The organism is Streptomyces sp. DF42 (assembly GCF_058267695.1).
The window spans coordinates 2,322,367-2,337,600 of record NZ_CM177859.1 but is presented as its reverse complement, the minus strand read 5'-3'; the positions used below and the strand labels follow the sequence as shown (position 1 = coordinate 2,337,600).

Below are 15,234 nucleotides of genomic sequence, written 5' to 3'. Positions count from 1 at the left end.
GGGTCGTCGTACACCCGCATGTCAGTCCCTGAGTTCGAGCACACCGGATATGCCCGTTGCGCGCGACGGCGTGCCGTCGAGTTCCGCGTCGTCGGCTATCCGGCCGTCGAAGAAGCTGATCACCCGGTCCGCGGCGCTCGCCAGCCGGGCGTCATGGGTGACCAGCACGATCGTCTGGCCGCGCTGGTGGAAGCGGGACAGCAGCCGCATCACCTCGCGGGTGCCCTTGCTGTCCAGGCTGCCCGCGGGCTCGTCGGCCAGCAGGAGCGGCGGATGGTTGACCAGCGCCCGGGCCAGCGCGACCCGCTGCTGCTGGCCGCCGGACAGTTCGCCCGGCAGGCTCCGCTCCTTGCCTGCCAGACCCAGTTCGCCCATCAGCTCCTCCCGCTCGGCACGCGCCCGCTTCGGCGACACCCCGGCCAGCAGCGCCGGCAGCTCCACGTTGTCGGCGACCGACAGTCCGGATACGAGATTGAAGAACTGGAAGACGATGCCGATCCGTTTCCTGCGCTCCACCGCCCAGCGCGCCTCGCTCCATGTGTCCGTGCGCTCGCCGTCCAGCAGGATGCTGCCGCCGTCGGGCCGCTGCAGCCCGCCCAGCAGGTGCAGCAGCGTCGACTTGCCGGCGCCGGACGGGCCGGTGACGGCCACGAACTCGCCCTGCCGCACACACAGCTCGACCCCGCGCACGGCATACGCCGGGGCACCCTCGCCGTAGTGCGTCTTGACCAGGCCTTCGGCGCGCAGCACGGGAGCGGGGCTGTCACTCGACCCAGCACTCACTCCAGCTCCTCCAGCTCTTCCTGACACCGTTCCAGCCAGTCGAGGTCGGCCTGCAGGTGCAGCATCGCGCCCTCGATCAGCAGATGGGCGATGCGGTTGTCGCGGTCTTCGGCGGCCGCCAGCTTCGACAGGTCACGCATGGTGTTGAGGTACTGGCGCCGCTGCTTGTTGATCAGGGCGATCTGCTCGGCGAGCCCCGTCTGCGGAGCGAGTGCCAGCTTCATGAAGAACTCGTCCCGCACCCGCGGCTCGTCCTCGGGCTCCTCGAACCAGGCGCGCAGTGCCGCCCGCCCGGTGTCGGTGAGGTCGTAGACCTTTTTGTTGGGCCTGCTCGACTGCTCGACGTCCTTGCCCTCGATCAGCCCTTGCTTCTCGAGGCGGCCGAGGGTTACGTAGATCTGGCCGACGTTCGGCTGAGGGTACGCGGAGCCCAGCAGTTGCTCAAGGTCCTGCTTCAGCTCGTAGCCGTGGGCCGGGCCGCGTGCGAGGAGTGCCAGGAGGGGCAGGCGCACGTGTGCTGTCCTCCCGTCCTCGTAATGTGCTCCAGGCCCTAGTATCGCGCATACCTAACAGGTATACATGGCCTCTGTCCCCGGGCGAGGATGCCCGCGGTGCCGGTGTACAGGGAGGAACCTATGCGGTGGATCCATGCCGCCGGTAGGGGCCTCCTGGTTCTCGTCGTGGTCATGACCGGGTACGTCGCCTCCGGCGCGCGCGCCGACGAGGGCACGGCAGGCGGCCGCGGACCCCTGACGCTCGCCACCGCGGGAGACCTCACCAGCTATCTCGGCCCCCTGCTGGAGGGCTGGAACCACACCCACCCCGGCGAGAAGGTCACCCTCGTCGAACTGCCGGACTCCGCCGACGAGACCCACGCCCAGATGGCCACCGACCTGCGCGGCGGCGACCGCAGCCGGTTCGACGTCCTCAACATCGACGTCAACTGGACCCCGGAGTTCGCGGCGGCGGGCTGGATAAGGCCACTGCCCCGCGACCGCTTCCCGCTGAAGAGCTTCCTGGATCCGGTCGTCGACACGGCGACCTACGACGGCCATCTGTACGCCGTCCCGTACGTCACCAACGCCGGCCTGCTCCTCTACCGCAAGGACATCCTCGCCAAGGAGGGCGTCCGGCCGCCGCGCACCTGGGCCGAGCTGGAGCACGACGCCAGGACCATCGCGCCGAAGTACGGACTCGACGGCTACGCGGGGCAGTTCCTCCCCTACGAGGGCCTCACCGTCAACGCCGCGGAGGCCGTCTACTCCGCGGGCGGCAGCATCCTCGGCGACGAGGGCGCACGGGTCACCGTGAACTCGGCGGCCGCACGCGAGGGCATCGGGTTCCTCGCCCGGGGCGTGCGCGAGGGCTGGATCCCGAAGAAGGCGCTGACGTACAAGGAGGAGGAGTCCAAGCAGGCCTTCCAGGACGGCCACCTGCTGTTCCTGCGCAACTGGCCCTACGCCTACGTCGCCGCGTCCGCCAAGGGCTCCCCGGTCGCCGGCAGGATAGGAGCCGTACCGCTGCCCGGGCCGGACGGGCCGGGGAAGAGCGTCCTCGGGGGCTCCAACCTGGCCGTCAACACGCACACCCGGCATCCCGACTCGGCCGCCCGCCTGATCGCGTACCTCACCAGCGAGCCCGTCCAGCGCCAGGTCCTCACGCGCGGTGCGCTGCCGCCCGTACGCGCCGCGCTGTACGAAGATCCCGCGCTGATACGGCGGTTCCCGTATCTGCCGACCCTGCGCAAGAGCGTCGTCTCCGCCCAGCCGCGCCCCAAGAGCCCGCGCTACGACCAGGTCAGCCTGGTGGTGCAGGCGGTCGTGCAGGACGCGATGACCGGGCACGAGACGCCCACGGCGGCGGTGCGACGGCTGGCGCGGGAACTGGCCGCCATTCCCGGCCGATAGCCCTCCTGGTTGCCTGTCCTAGTTACTTGTTAGGTAACGCGGCGGTCTCTCTTGGGCTGATTGTGGCCCATTAAATAGGCATATAAAGGGTTGACTCCTCGGTAGCTTCCGCCTGTTCATTGACACCCTCTCGACACGTCTACTTAACATGCATGCATGTTGAGTAAGTACCGCCGCTGGTGGCGTGACGCGGTGATCTACCAGGTGTACGTCCGCAGCTTCCTGGACAGCACCGGCGACGGCATCGGAGATCTGGCCGGGGTCCGGGCCGGACTGCCGTATCTGAAGAAGCTGGGCGTGGACGGGATCTGGCTGAGCCCCTTCTATCCCTCGCCCCAGCACGACCACGGCTACGACGTGGCCGACTACTGCGACGTCGACCCGCTCTTCGGCGACCTCGCCGAGTTCGACCTGCTGGTGGCGGCCGCCCGGCGGCTCGGCGTCAAGGTGCTCCTCGACGTGGTGCCCAACCACTGCTCCAGCGAGCACCCGTGGTTCAAGGAGGCGCTCGCGGCGGCGCCCGGCAGCGCGGCCCGCGCCCGCTTCCACTTCGCCGACGGACGCGGCACGGACGGCTGCGAGCCGCCCAACAACTGGCACTCCATGTTCGGCGGCCCCGCCTGGACCAGGGTCGTCGAGACCGACGGCCGCCCCGGCCAGTGGTACCTGCACATGTTCGCGCCCGAGCAGCCCGACTGGAACTGGCGGGTCCCGGAAGTCGCCGCCGAGTTCGACCGGGTGCTGCACTTCTGGCTCGACCGGGGCGTCGACGGCTTCCGTATCGACGTCGCCGCCGGCCTCTTCAAGCACCCCGGCCTGCCCGACTCGGACGACCCCGAGGCCGACGCCCGCACCCGCGACTCCGTCAACCCGCTCGCCTGGAACCAGCCCGAGGTGCACGACGTGTGGCGGCACTGGCGGGCGGTGTGCGAGGAGTACACGGCACGGGACGGCCACGAGCGGCTGCTGGTCGGCGAGGTGTCGGTGCCCAGCGCCCGCGAGCACGCGAAGTACGTACGGTCGGACGAGCTTCACCAGGCCTTCTTCTTCGACCTGCTCAGCGCACCCTGGAACGCGGACGCCTTCCGCAAGGTCATCTCCGAGGCCATGCAGGACATCGCCGGTACCGGATCCACGGTCACCTGGGTGCTCAACAACCACGACCAGGTCCGCACCGTCACCCGCTACGGCGAACTCGCCACCGGGGGCAGCGGCCTCGGCGCCGCCCGCGCCCGCGCCGCCGCGCTGCTGATGCTGGCGCTGCCCGGCGCCGCGTACATCTACCAGGGCGAGGAGCTGGGCCTGCCCGAGGTCGTCGACCTGCCCGACGACGTGCTCACCGACCCCATCTTCCGCCGCACCGGCAGCCGGGCGCGGATCCGTGACGGCTGCCGGGTGCCGCTGCCGTGGTCCGGGCAGGCGTCACCCTTCGGCTTCACCTCCGGCGCCGAGAGCGCACGGCCCTGGCTGCCGCAGCCGTCGTACTTCGCCGAGTACGCCACCGACCGCGCCCTCGCCGACACCCGCTCCTTTTGGCACCTGTACCGCGACGGCCTCCAACTCCGCGCCGCGCTGCCCCAGTTGGGCGAGGGAATGCTGCGCTGGCTGGACACCCCACCCGGCGTCCTCGCCTTCACCCGGGGCGACGGCCTCGTCTGCGCCGTCAACTTCGGTACGGCGCCCACACCCGCGCCGGTCTCCGGCACCCCCTTGCTGTCCAGCGGCCCGTGCCCGATCGGGGTGCTGCCCGGCTCGACGGCCGCGTGGTGGATCAACGACCTCTGACCACCGTCACGGACCGCTGATCACCGCCCATTCCCCTGATTGTTCGTCAGTTACTCACCCCTTGAAGGGACATCAACGATGATGCGACGACGTACGACCATGCTCGCAAGCTGCACCGCCCTGGCCCTCGGCGCCACCGCCTGCTCAGGCGGCGGTCCGGTCTCCGCAGGCGGCGGTGACAAGGCGCTCAGCGGGCAGACGGTCACCGTGGCCGGTGTCTGGTCCGGCAGTGAGCAGAAGAACTTCCAGAAGGTGCTGGACGCGTTCAGCGCGAAGACCGGCGCCAAGACGCAGTTCACGTCCACCGGTGACAACGTCTCCACCGTCGTCGGCAGCAAGATCGAGGGCGGCAACGCGCCGGACGTGGTGATGGTCCCGCAGGTCGGCGTGTTGCAGCAGTTCGCGAAGAAGGGCTGGCTCAAGCCGCTGTCGGCCACCACCGAGAAGTCCGTGGACGCGGGATACGCGCCCGTCTGGAAGAAGTACGGCAGCGTCGACGGTCACCTCTACGGTCTCTACTTCAAGGCCGCCCACAAGTCGACGGTCTGGTACAGCCCGGACGCCCTCGACCAGGCCGGCATCAAGCCGCCGACCACGTACGACGCGATGCTGAAGGCCGGACACACCGTCTCCGACTCGGGCCTGGCCGCCTTCTCGGTCGCCGGTCAGGACGGCTGGACCCTCACCGACTGGTTCGAGAACATCTACCTCTCGCAGGCCGGTCCCGAGAAGTACGACGCCCTGGCCGCCCACACGTTGAAGTGGACCGACGCCTCGGTGGTCAGGGCACTCGGCACGCTGGGCAAGCTCTTCAAGGACAAGCAGCTGATAGCCGGCGGCCAGAAGGGGGCCCTCAACACCGACTTCCCGGGCTCCGTGGAGAAGGTGTTCGGCCCCAAGCCCGAGGCGGGCATGGTGTACGAGGGCGACTTCGTCGCCGGAGTGGCCCACGACCAGTTCGGCAAGAGCATCGGCGCGGACGCGAACTTCTTCCCCTTCCCGGCGGTCGACGGGGGCAAGGCGCCCGTGGTCAGCGGCGGCGACGCGGCCGTGGTCCTGAAGGACGGCAAGAACACCAAGGCCGGCATGAAGCTCCTGGAGTACCTCGCGACCCCCGAAGCCGCGGCCGTGTGGGCGAAGGCCGGCGGCTTCCTGTCCCCGAACAGGAAGCTGACGCTCGACTCGTACGGCGACGATGTCACCCGCGCTACCGCCAAGTCCCTTGTCGGAGCCGGGGATTCGGTCCGTTTCGACATGTCCGACCAGGCGCCGGCGGCCTTCGGCGGGACGAAGGGGGCGGGGGAGTGGAAGCTGCTCCAGGACTTCCTGCGCGACCCGTCCGACCCGAAGGGCACCGCGGCGCAGCTGGAGACCGCGGCGGCCAAGGCCTACAAGGGCTGACGGGCCATGACCGCGACTCTGCTGAAAGAGACGAGTCCGCCTGGACTCGGGGCGGTTGAACGTGCTCGCCGCTCACGGCGGCGGGCGCGGTTCATCGCCGTGCTGTTCGCGTTGCCGGCACTGCTCCTGCTGGGCGCGCTCGTCGTCTACCCGGTGCTGTTCTCCGTCGGCCGCAGCTTCTTCGACGCGTCCGGCACGCGCTTCGTGGGCGGCGAGAACTACACCGAGATGTTCCGGGACCCGGCGACCCTCAAGGCCGTTCGCAACACGGCGATCTGGGTCGTCGTCGCCCCGGCGCTGCTGACCGGCCTCGGCCTGATCCTCGCCGTCCTGGTGGAGAAGGTCCGCTGGGCGACGGCCTTCAAACTGCTGCTGTTCATGCCCATGGCGGTGTCCTTCCTGGCCGCGGGCATCATCTTCCGGCTCGCCTACGACGAGGACCCGGACAAGGGCGTGCTGAACGCGGCCGTGGTCGGCGTGCACGACGCCTTCAAGAGCACCTCGGAGTATCCGGCCGCACGGGCTCGCGAGGGCCAGGGTCTGGCGGCGCGGCCGGACGGTTCGTACCGGACGAACGGCCGCGTGTCGCCGGGGGACTCGGTGGCGCTGGGGCTGGTCGGCGTCGCGCCGAAGGACCTGCCGGGCGATGCCGGGCCCGCGTACACGGCCGCGCACCGGGGGGCGGCGGCCGACGAACTGCGCGGGGTCGTCTACCTGGACTTCACGCCCGGCGGGGGAGGGAAGCAGGGGCAGGTCGACCGGCGGGAGAGCGGGCTGCCGCAGATGAGGGTCGAGGCGGTGCGGGACGACGGCACGACAGTCGCGCGCACGACCACCGGGTCCGACGGTTCCTTCCGCTTCACGGGTCTCAAGTCCGGCTCGTACGCGGTGCAGTTGCCGGCCTCGAACTTCGCTCAGCCGTACGACGGCATCTCCTGGCTCGGGCCGATGCTCGTCACGCCGGCCGTCATCGGCGCGTATCTGTGGATCTGGACGGGCTTCGCGATGGTGCTGATCGGCGCGGGGCTGGCCGCGCTGCCGCGGGACGCGCTGGAGGCGGCGCGGATGGACGGCGCGAACGAGTGGCAGATCTTCCGCCGGATCACGGTCCCGCTGCTCGCGCCCGTACTGACCGTGGTCTTCGTGACCCTCGTGATCAACGTGATGAAGGTCTTCGACCTCGTCTACATCATCGCGCCCGGCCCGGTGCAGGAGGACGCGACCGTGCTCGCCACGCAGATGTGGCTGGTGTCGTTCGGCGGCGGCAACAACCAGGGACTCGGCAGCGCGCTCGGGGTGCTGCTCCTGCTGCTGGTCGTGCCCGCCATGGTCCTCAACGTCCGTCGTTTCCGAAGGAGTCAGCGATGAACGCGGTGCGGCGCACTCTGAGCAGCGGAGTGGTGCAGGCCTTTCTCGTGCTGATCGGCCTGGTGTGGCTCACTCCGCTGGCGGGGCTGTTCCTGTCCTCGCTGCGGTCCACGCAGGACTCGGCGAGCAGTGGCTGGTGGACGGTGTTCACCAGTCCGGGCCAGCTGTCCTTCGACAACTACTCGGCGTTGCTGAAGAACGCCGGGATGACGCAGGCGTTCTGGAACACGGTGCTGATCTCGGTGCCGGCGACCGTGCTGGTCGTCGTCCTCGCGGCGCTGGCCGGATACGCCTTCGCCTGGCTGGACTTTCCCGGGCGGGAGGCCGTCTTCCTGGTCGTGGTGGCCCTGTTGGTGGTGCCGGTGCAGATCGGACTGCTGCCGGTGGCCAAACTCTTCGGAGAACTGGGGCTGTTCGGGACGATTCCGGGGGTCGTGCTCTTCCATGTGGCCTACGGCCTGCCGTTCGCCGTGTTCCTCCTGCGCAACTACTTCGCCGAGATGCCGAAGGAGATGCTGGAGGCGGCTCGCATGGACGGTGGCAGTGAGTGGCGGATCTTCACGCGGCTGGTCCTGCCCGTGGGGCGCCCGGCGATCGCCTCGCTGGCCATCTTCCAGTTCCTGTGGGTGTGGAACGACATGCTGGTGGCGCTGCTGTTCGCGGACAGTTCCTCGCAGCCGTTGACTGTTCAACTCCAGTCGCAGATACGGCAGTTCGGGAGCAACATCGATGTGCTGGCGCCGGGGGCGTTTCTGTCGCTGGTCGTACCGGTGGTCGTGTTCTTCGCGTTCCAGCGGCACTTTGTGCAGGGGGTCATGGCGGGGTCGGTGAAGTGAGGGGGCGAGAGCTCTCGCCCCCGCCGCCCCTACCCGCCCCAAGGGGCTCCGCCCCCGGACCTCCGCTCCTCAAGCGCCGGAGGGGCTGAATTTCCAGCCCCTCCGAAGCGGGGGTGCGGGGGCCGGAGCCCCAGGGGGCTTAGGCCGAAGCCGGCGGATACAGCGACCTCGGCAGCTGCGAAGCCGCAGCCGCGTCCAGCAGCCACAGTGTGCGGGAGCGGCCGCGCGCGCCCGCCGCCGGGGCCTGGACCTCGCCCGCCCCGGAGAGGGCGATCGCCGCGGCCTGCGCCTTGTCCTCACCGGCCGCCAGCAGCCAGACCTCGCGCGCCGCACGGATCGCCGGCAGGGTCAGGGTGACACGCGTCGGCGGCGGCTTGGGGGCGCCGTGCACGCCCACCACTGTCCGCTCCGTCTCCCGGACGGCGGGAAGCTCCGGGAACAGGGACGCCACGTGCGTGTCCGGACCGACGCCCAGCATCAGGACGTCGAACGAGGGCACGGCACCGTGGTTCTCGGGGCCGGCCGCACGGGCCAGCTCCTGGGCGTACCCCTCCGCCGCCGCCTCGACGTCCGGGCCGTACGGGCCGTCCGACGCCGGCATGGCGTGCACGCGCTCAGGGTCCAGCGCAACGGCGTCGAGCAGGGCCTCACGGGCCTGCGTGACATTGCGCTCGGGGTCGCCCTCGGGCAGGAAGCGCTCGTCCCCCCACCACAGGTCCAGCCGGCCCCAGTCGACCGCGTCCCGGGCCGGGGCGGCGGCCAGGGCGGCCAGCAGGCCGTTGCCGTTGCGGCCACCGGTGAGGACCACGGACGCGTAGCCCCGGGAGGCCTGCGCGTCCACGATCTTCGTGATGAGGCGGGCCGCGGCGGCCTGCGCCATCAGTTCCTTGTCGCGGTGCACGACCAGCTGCGGAGTGCTCACTTCGCCGCCGCCTTCTTCGCCTCGCCGGTCACCGCTGCCTCCGCCGCCGCTTCCTTCGCGGGAGCTTTCGCAGCGCCTTCGACGGGGGCTTCGGCAGGGGTTTCGACGCGGCCCGGTACTCCTTTGGCCGGATCCTCGGCCACGGGTTGTGCCGACGGCGCGGGCGCCGATGGCGCGGGCGCCGACGACGCGGGTGCCGACGGGTTCAGCCGCTCCACCCCGAACCGCAGCGCCGACGCATAGGTGTCGTCCGGATCCAGCCGCCGCAGCTCCTCCGCGATCAGCTCGGCCGTCTCGCGTCGCTTCAGCGCCACCGCACGGTCCGGCTGGCCCTGGATGGAGAGGGTGGCGAGCGAACCGTCCGCACGGTCCAGGACGACCTGGCCCGTGTCGGTGGCCATACGGACCGCCGTCAGACCCGGGCCGTTCGACAGCGACCGCTTCACCGGCACGTCCAGCCGGTCCGCCAGCCACATCGCGAGCAGCTCGCAGCTCGGGTTGAACTCCTCGCCCTCCACCTCGACGGCCTCCACCTTGCAGGTGACCTGGTCGAGGGCAGCGGCCAGCATCGAGCGCCAGGGCGTGATGCGGGTCCAGGAGAGGTCGGTGTCGCCGGGGGTGTAGGTGTCGGCGCGGGCCGTCAGCTCCCGTACCGGCTGTTCCGAGGCGTACGTGTCCGTGACGCGGCGCTGGGCGAGGGCGCCCAGGGGGTCGTTCGCCGGGTCGAGGGGCGCGTTCACCGGCCACCAGACGACGACGGGCGCGTCCGGCAGCAGCAAGGGGAGGACCACCGACTGCGCGTGGTGCACCACTTCGCCGTACAGACGCAGGACGACCGTCTCGCCCGACCCGGCGTCCGCGCCCACCCGGACCTCGGCGTCCAGGCGGGACTGCGTACGGTCGCGGGGCGTGCGGGAGACGCGCTTGATGACCACCAGGGTGCGCGAAGGGTGCTCGTGCGAGGCGTCGTTCGCCGCCCTCAGGGCGTCGTACGCGTTCTCCTCGTCCGTGACGATGACCAGCGTGAGCACCATGCCCACGGCAGGCGTGCCGATGGCCCGCCTGCCCTGCACCAGCGCCTTGTTTATCTTGCTGGCCGTGGTGTCCGTGAGGTCTATCTTCATGGCCGGCGCCAGCTCCGTCCGTCTCGCTCGAGCATTTCGTCCGCCTCGACGGGCCCCCAGGTGCCGGACTGGTACTGGGCGGGCTTGCCGTTCTGGTCCCAGTACTCCTCGATCGGGTCGAGGATCTTCCAGGACAGCTCGACCTCCTCGGTGCGCGGGAAGAGGTTCGAGTCGCCCAGCAGCACGTCCAGGATCAGACGCTCGTACGCCTCCGGAGAGGACTCGGTGAAGGACTCGCCGTAGGCGAAGTCCATCGACACGTCCCGGATCTCCATCGAGGTGCCCGGCACCTTCGAGCCGAAGCGGACCGTGACGCCCTCGTCCGGCTGGACGCGGATCACGATCGCGTTCTTGCCGAGCTCCTCCGTCGCCGTGTGGTCGAAGGGGGAGTGCGGCGCCCGCTGGAAGACGACGGCGATCTCGGTGACCCTGCGGCCCAGGCGCTTGCCCGTCCGCAGATAGAAGGGGACGCCCGCCCAACGGCGGTTGTCCACCTCCACCTTGATGGCCGCGTACGTGTCGGTCTTCGACTTGGGGTCGATGCCCTCCTCCTGGAGGTAGCCGACCGCCTTCTCGCCGCCCTGCCAGCCCGCCGCGTACTGGCCGCGCACGGTGTCGCGGCCCAGGTCCTTCGGCAGCCGTACGGCCCCGAGCACCTTGGTCTTCTCGGCGGCCAGCGCGTCCGCGTCGAAGGAGGCGGGCTCCTCCATGGCGGTGAGCGCCATCAGCTGGAGGAGGTGGTTCTGGATGACGTCGCGGGCGGCGCCGATGCCGTCGTAGTAGCCGGCCCGGCCGCCGATGCCGATGTCCTCGGCCATGGTGATCTGCACGTGGTCCACGAAGGACCGGTTCCAGATCGGCTCGAACATCGTGTTGGCGAAGCGCAGCGCCAGGATGTTCTGGACGGTCTCCTTGCCCAGGTAGTGGTCGATGCGGAAGACCTGGTCCGGGGCGAAGACCTCGTGGACGACCTTGTTGAGCTCCTCGGCCGACCTCAGGTCGTGGCCGAAGGGCTTCTCGATGACCGCGCGGCGCCAGGAGCCGCCGGTCTGCTCGGCCAGGTGGTGCTTCTTCAGCTGCTGGATGACCACGGGGAAGGAGCGCGGCGGCACCGACAGGTAGAAGGCGAAGTTGCCGCCCGTGCCCTGTGCCTTGTCGAGTTCCTCGATCGTGGCGCGCAGCCGCTCGAACGCGTCGTCGTCGTCGAAGGTGCCCTGCACGAAGCGCATCCCCTGGATGAGCTGCTGCCAGACCTCCTCACGGAACGGCGTACGGGCGTGCTCCTTGACGGCGTCGTGGACCTCGGCCGCGAAGTCCTCGTGCTTCCACTCGCGGCGCGCGAAGCCGACGAGGGAGAAGCCCGGCGGCAACAGACCCCGGTTGGCGAGGTCGTACACGGCGGGCATGAGCTTCTTTCGGGACAAATCGCCCGTGACGCCGAAGATGACCAGGCCCGACGGCCCCGCGATACGCGGGAGCCGTCGGTCCGCGGGGTCACGAAGCGGATTCGCTCCGGAACCGGAGAAAGGAGCCAAGAGATCAGCCCTCCGAGGGGGCGAGGCGTTCCAGCTCCGCCTCGGTCGACTTGAGCAGGTCGTTCCAGGACGCCGCGAACTTCTCGACGCCCTCGTCCTCCAGGACCTTGACCACGTCGTCGTACGAGATCCCGAGCTTCTCGACGGCGTCGAGGTCCGCGCGGGCCTGGCCGTACGTACCGGCGACCGCGTTGCCGGTGATCGAGCCGTGCTCCTCGGTGGCCTGCAGGGTGGCCTCCGGCATGGTGTTCACCGTGTTCGGCGCCACCAGGTCGTCGACGTACAGGGTCGGCTTGTACGCCGGGTCCTTGACGCCGGTGGAGGCCCACAGGGGACGCTGCGTGCGGGCGCCCGCGTTCTCCAGCTTGCTCCAGCGGTCCGAGGACTGTGTCGCATTGTCGGCAGAGCCGAACACCTCCTCGTACGCCTGGTACGCGAGACGGGCGTTGGCGACGGCGGACTTGCCGCGCAGAGCCTTGGCCTCGTCGGTGCCCAGGTCGTCCAGCCGCTTGTCGATCTCGGTGTCCACACGGGACACGAAGAAGGACGCCACCGAACGGATCAGCGACAGGTCGAGGCCGCGCTCCCTGGCCTTCTCCAGGCCGGAAAGGTAGGCGTCCATGACCTCGCGGTAGCGCTCCAGCGAGAAGATCAGCGTGACGTTGACGCTGATGCCGAGGCCGATGACCTCGGTGATCGCAGGCAGACCCGCCCTGGTGGCCGGGATCTTGATGAGCGTGTTGGGGCGGTCGACCAGCCAGGCGAGCTGCTTGGCCTCGGCGACCGTCGCCTTGGTGTTGTGGGCCAGGCGCGGGTCGACCTCGATCGACACGCGGCCGTCCTGGCCGTCGGTGGCGTCGAACACCGGGCGCAGGATGTCGGCGGCGTCGCGGACGTCCGCCGTGGTGATCATGCGTACGGCCTCTTCGACGGTGACCTTGCGGGCGGCGAGGTCCGTGAGCTGCTGCTCGTAACCGTCGCCGCTGCTGATCGCCTTCTGGAAGATCGTCGGGTTGGTGGTGACGCCCACGACGTGCTGCTGGTCGATCAGCTCGGCGAGGTTGCCGGACGTGATCCGCTTGCGCGACAGGTCGTCCAGCCAGATCGCGACGCCTTCTTCGGAGAGGCGCTGGAGTGCGTCTGTCATGGAATTACATCTCCTACGTGTCGTATGTGAGCGTCAGCGCTGGCCGGCGGCGATGTCGGTGGTTGCGTCCAGCGCGGCCCGCGCCTGGGCGGCCACGTTCTCCGCAGTGAAGCCGAACTCGCGGAAGAGCACCTTGCCGTCGGCCGAAGCACCGAAGTGCTCCAGGGAAACGATGCGACCGGCGTCCCCCACGTACTTGTGCCACGTGAGACCGATACCGGCCTCCACCGCGACCCGCGCCTGCACGTTCGGCGGCAGGACGCTGTCCCGGTACCCCTGGTCCTGCTCCTCGAACCACTCCACGCACGGCATGGACACGACCCGTGTCGGCACCCCGTCGGCCTGGAGCTGCTCGCGCGCCTCGACGGCGACGTGCACCTCGGAACCGGTGGCGATCAGGACGACCTGCGCGGCTGCGCTCTGCCCTTCGGGCCCTTCGGCCTCGAACAGGACGTAGCCGCCCTTGACCGCGTCCTCGTTGGGCTCGTACGTCGGCACGCCCTGACGGGTCAGCGCCAGGCCGTGCGGGGCGCCCTTGCCGTAGACCTTGGTGTAGCGCTTGAGGATCTCGCGCCAGGCGATCGCGGTCTCGTTGGCGTCGGCCGGGCGGACCACGTTCAGGCCCGGGATGGCGCGCAGCGAGGCCAGGTGCTCGATGGGCTGGTGGGTGGGGCCGTCCTCGCCCAGACCGATGGAGTCGTGCGTCCACACGTACGTCACCGGCAGGTGCATCAGCGCCGACAGGCGCACGGCGTTGCGCATGTAGTCGGAGAAGACCAGGAACGTACCGCCGTAGACACGCGTGTTGCCGTGCAGGGTGATGCCGTTCATCTCCGCGGCCATGGAGTGCTCGCGGATGCCGAAGTGGATCGTGCGGCCGTACGGGTCCGCCTCCGGCAGAGGGTTGTCCGCCGGCAGGAACGAGGAGTTCTTGTCGATCGTCGTGTTGTTGGAGCCGGCCAGGTCGGCCGAACCGCCCCACAGCTCGGGGATGACCGCGCCCAGCGCCTGCAGCACCTTGCCGGACGCGGCGCGGGTCGCGATGCCCTTGCCGGGCTCGAAGACCGGGACCTTCTCCTCCCAGCCGGTGGGCAGCTCGCCCGCGTGGATGCGGTCGAAGTCGGCCGCGCGCTCCGGGTTGTTCTGGCGCCACAGCTGGAACGACTTGTCCCACGCCGCCTGCGCCTCGCGGCCGCGCTCCAGCGCCTGCCGGGTGTGCTTGAGGACCTCGCCCGCGACGTCGAAGCTCTTGTCCGGGTCGAAGCCGAGGACGCGCTTGGTGGCCGCGACCTCGTCGTCGCCGAGCGCCGAGCCGTGCGCGGCCTCGGTGTTCTGCGCGTTCGGGGCGGGCCAGGCGATGATCGAGCGCATCGCGATGAAGGACGGCCTGTCGGTGACCTTCTTCGCGGCCTCGATCGCGTTGTACACGGCGTGCGGGTCGATGTCGCCGTCCGGCTTCGGGGCGACACGCTGGACATGCCAGCCGTAGGCCTCGTAGCGCTTGACGGTGTCCTCGGAGACGGCCGTCTCCGTGTCGCCCTCGATCGAGATGTGGTTGTCGTCCCACAACAGCACCAGGTTGCCCAGCTGCTGGTGGCCCGCCAGCGAGGACGCCTCCGCGGAGATGCCCTCCTGCAGGCAGCCGTCACCGGCGATCGCGTAGATGAAGTGGTCGAAGGGAGACTCGCCCTGCGGTGCGTCCGGGTCGAACAGCCCGCGCTCGTAGCGGGCGGCCATGGCCATGCCCACCGCGTTGGCCACACCCTGCCCCAGCGGACCGGTCGTTGTCTCCACACCCTTGGTGTGGCCGTACTCCGGGTGGCCGGGGGTCTTCGAACCCCAGGTCCTGAAGGCCTTCAGATCGTCCAGCTCCAGGCCGAATCCGGCCAGGTAGAGCTGCGTGTACAGGGTCAGTGACGAGTGGCCGGCGGACAGCACGAAGCGGTCGCGCCCGACCCAGTCCGGGTCGGCCGGGTCGTGGCGCATCACCTTCTGGAAGAGGGTGTACGCGGCAGGCGCCAGGCTCATGGCCGTACCAGGATGGCCGTTACCGACCTTCTGTACGGCGTCGGCGGCCAGGACGCGGGCGGTGTCCACGGCCCGCTGGTCCAACTCGGTCCACTCGAGGTCTGTGGTGGTCGGCTTGGTGCTCACCCTGAGTCAGGGCTCCTCTCCACATGTCACGCATGTCGAATGCCGGCGCACTGGACGCCCACCGGCCGTTGTCGAGCCTACCCCCGTAAGTACGTGCATCTTTTCGAGTCATTCCAGACTGCCGGGAGTCGCGGGGATCTGCCTCCCGACCGGGCTGGACAGCCATGTGGCAACTGGATACGCAGGCGCTCGTCCGAGTGCTCAACCGAGTGGCGGCGGGCTCGTGTGGCGGCCCCCTCCAACACGACCCGACCCCCGCGAAGGCCGGGGTA

12 protein-coding genes are annotated in these 15,234 nt (G+C 69.9%); 5 read left to right on the top strand and 7 right to left on the bottom strand.

All coding sequences use genetic code 11. From position 1 onward, the window contains the following. Window positions 1-21: 21 nt before the first annotated feature. Both ACYUED_RS10680 and ACYUED_RS10675 read right to left on the bottom strand, forming a co-directional pair. The gene (locus ACYUED_RS10680; RefSeq protein ID WP_491292035.1) at window positions 22-783 is read right to left on the bottom strand and encodes an ABC transporter ATP-binding protein; all 762 of its coding nucleotides are present in this window, start codon (window positions 781-783) and stop codon (window positions 22-24) included. Further along, window positions 780-1,295, bottom strand: a complete 516-nt coding sequence (locus tag ACYUED_RS10675) for a PadR family transcriptional regulator (protein ID WP_266512222.1) — start codon at window positions 1,293-1,295, stop codon at window positions 780-782. The genes ACYUED_RS10680 and ACYUED_RS10675 overlap by 4 nt, the downstream gene beginning before the upstream one ends. Before the next feature lie 123 nt (window positions 1,296-1,418). On the opposite strand from ACYUED_RS10675, the gene ACYUED_RS10670 reads away from it, so the two are divergent. From ACYUED_RS10670 to ACYUED_RS10650, 5 genes are all read left to right on the top strand, one after another. Then, window positions 1,419-2,690, top strand: a complete 1,272-nt coding sequence (locus tag ACYUED_RS10670; protein WP_491292034.1) for an ABC transporter substrate-binding protein — start codon at window positions 1,419-1,421, stop codon at window positions 2,688-2,690. Between the two features lie 156 nt (window positions 2,691-2,846). Next, a complete protein-coding gene (locus ACYUED_RS10665) occupies window positions 2,847-4,475 on the top strand; it encodes a glycoside hydrolase family 13 protein (RefSeq protein ID WP_491292033.1) in 1,629 nt (542 codons plus the stop codon). Window positions 4,476-4,553: 78 nt separating this feature from the next. Next, window positions 4,554-5,876 carry an ABC transporter substrate-binding protein gene (locus ACYUED_RS10660; RefSeq protein WP_491292032.1) on the top strand — a complete coding sequence of 441 codons (1,323 nt, stop codon included), beginning with the start codon at window positions 4,554-4,556 and terminating at the stop codon, window positions 5,874-5,876. 6 nt (window positions 5,877-5,882) lie between these two features. Beyond that, window positions 5,883-7,244 (top strand): ABC transporter permease, encoded by a 1,362-nt coding sequence (locus tag ACYUED_RS10655; RefSeq protein ID WP_491292031.1) that lies wholly within the window; start codon window positions 5,883-5,885, stop codon window positions 7,242-7,244. Further along, window positions 7,241-8,080 (top strand): carbohydrate ABC transporter permease, encoded by an 840-nt coding sequence (locus ACYUED_RS10650; protein WP_266512208.1) that lies wholly within the window; start codon window positions 7,241-7,243, stop codon window positions 8,078-8,080. Before ACYUED_RS10655 ends, ACYUED_RS10650 begins: the two co-directional genes overlap by 4 nt. Before the next feature lie 139 nt (window positions 8,081-8,219). Here ACYUED_RS10650 and pgl read toward each other — a convergent pair whose 3' ends face one another. The 5 genes from pgl to tkt are packed head-to-tail and all read right to left on the bottom strand — an operon-like array spanning window position 8,220 to window position 14,962. Then, window positions 8,220-9,002, bottom strand: coding sequence for a 6-phosphogluconolactonase (gene pgl, locus ACYUED_RS10645; RefSeq protein WP_491292030.1), 783 nt, complete (start codon window positions 9,000-9,002; stop codon window positions 8,220-8,222). Then, entirely contained in the window at window positions 8,999-10,126 is a 1,128-nt protein-coding gene (opcA, locus tag ACYUED_RS10640; RefSeq protein WP_491292029.1) for a glucose-6-phosphate dehydrogenase assembly protein OpcA, read from the bottom strand. Before opcA ends, pgl begins: the two co-directional genes overlap by 4 nt. Then, window positions 10,123-11,661: a glucose-6-phosphate dehydrogenase gene (gene zwf, locus ACYUED_RS10635; protein ID WP_491292028.1), complete on the bottom strand. Its 1,539-nt coding sequence runs from the start codon at window positions 11,659-11,661 to the stop codon at window positions 10,123-10,125. The genes opcA and zwf overlap by 4 nt, the downstream gene beginning before the upstream one ends. Window positions 11,662-11,665: 4 nt before the next feature. Then, window positions 11,666-12,808: a transaldolase gene (gene tal / locus ACYUED_RS10630; protein ID WP_491292027.1), complete on the bottom strand. Its 1,143-nt coding sequence runs from the start codon at window positions 12,806-12,808 to the stop codon at window positions 11,666-11,668. Window positions 12,809-12,841: 33 nt separating this feature from the next. Continuing rightward, window positions 12,842-14,962, bottom strand: coding sequence for a transketolase (gene tkt, locus ACYUED_RS10625; RefSeq protein WP_491292026.1), 2,121 nt, complete (start codon window positions 14,960-14,962; stop codon window positions 12,842-12,844). Window positions 14,963-15,234: the final 272 nt, after the last annotated feature.